We start from the raw sequence: 1,688 nt of genomic DNA on the forward strand, positions 1-1,688 counted from the left end.
TTATTACTGGAAAGCTGGAACCCGACAGAGACACCGTACCCTGCCGCATTATGTATTCACCAGTTGTTTGAGCAGCAGGCCGAGAAAACCCCAGAAGCGATCGCGCTGGCGTATAAAGACCAGACTCTCAGTTACGCCGAGCTTAATGCCCGTGCCAACCGTCTGGCGCATCAGTTAATTGCCTTAGAGGTCAAACCCGATCAGCTAGTGGCGATTTGTGTCTCCCGCTCACCGGCCATGGTGGTGGCGCTGTTGGCGGTCTTAAAAGCGGGAGGTGCTTATGTCCCGCTGGATCCGGCTTATCCCGGCGAACGTCTGACCCAGATACTGATTGATGCGGCCCCGGCGATTATTTTAGCGGATGAGGCAGGCCAGATAGCATTGGGCGAGAAAAGCCTGGTTGGCCGGCATGTCCTTGATCCGAATATTCTTGATCCGAAAAACGTGCCTGAACAACCGGACAGTAACCCACATATCCCGGCCTTGCGCCCCCACCATCTGGCCTACGTGATTTACACCTCCGGTTCGACCGGTACGCCAAAAGGGGTGATGGTGGAGCATCAGGCGTTATATCAACGCTATCTGGGCGTGAACGAACTTTACGCAGTGACGGCACAGGATCGCGTATTGCAATTCGCGACGTTCGCTTTTGATGTCTCCATCGAGGAGTGTTTCTCTGCATTATGCAGTGGTGCCACATTGGTGATCCGCGATAATGACTGGCTGGCTTCTATACCGGCATTTATCGCGTTGGCCCGGCAAAATAACATCACAGTAATGTTCCTGCCGACCCTGTTCTGGTCTGAGCTGGCGGCCCGTGAGCAGGAATTGCAATTACCTGAGAGCGTGAGGCTCGTCATCATCGGCAGTGAAGCAATCAAAAAGAATGCGGTGCAAGACTGGTTCAGGCAGGAAGGCTATCGGCCCCGGTTATTAAACGCTTATGGCCCGACAGAAAATACGGTCACGGCAACCTGTCAGGAAATAGCCTCGCCGAGCGACGATCGTTCTATTGGCCGGCCGCTGAAGAACACGCGCATTTATCTGCTGGATAAAACAGGACAGCCGGTCCCCTTAGGCAGCGTGGGGGAAATCTATATTGGCGGCGTGGGTGTCGCCCGGGGTTATCTCAATCTTCCGGCCTTGACGGCAGAACGCTTTTTGCCTGATCCGTTCAGTGATCGCCCGGATGCCCGCATGTACCGCACCGGGGATTTAGGCCGTTATCTGCTGCCGGAGGGCAATCTGGAATTTCTGGGGCGTAACGACCAGCAGGTGAAAATTCGCGGCTTCCGGATTGAACCGGGGGAAATTGAAGCCCGGTTACTGGCACACCCGGCGGTGCATGAGGCAGTGGTACTGGCACAGGGTGATGGCATGGAGAAACGGCTGGTCGCTTATGTGGTCGCGGCCGCCGAAGAAGGGCTGGTGAACAGCCTGCGTACCCACCTGAGTGCAGTTTTGCCGGATTATATGATACCGGCGGCGTTTGTGCGTCTGGACCACTTGCCGTTAACCCCGAATGATAAACTGGATCGCAAAGCATTGCCGGTGCCGGACAGCGAAGCGTTTGCTCGTCAACATTATGAGATGCCGCAGGGGGAAATTGAAACGCGGTTGGCGATGATTTGGCGTGAGTTACTGGGCGTTGAGCAGATCAGTCGGCACGATAATTTCTTTGCGCTGGG

The 1,688-nt window shown here is 55.3% G+C and carries 1 protein-coding gene; it reads left to right on the top strand.

Annotated elements, in window-relative coordinates:
* A partial coding sequence (locus AACQ38_RS23670; RefSeq protein WP_165579237.1) for a non-ribosomal peptide synthetase occupies window positions 1–1,688 on the top strand: 1,688 nt, incomplete at both ends.

The organism is Photorhabdus sp. RW14-46 (assembly GCF_963887965.1).
GTDB classification, from domain to species: domain Bacteria; phylum Pseudomonadota; class Gammaproteobacteria; order Enterobacterales; family Enterobacteriaceae; genus Photorhabdus; species Photorhabdus laumondii.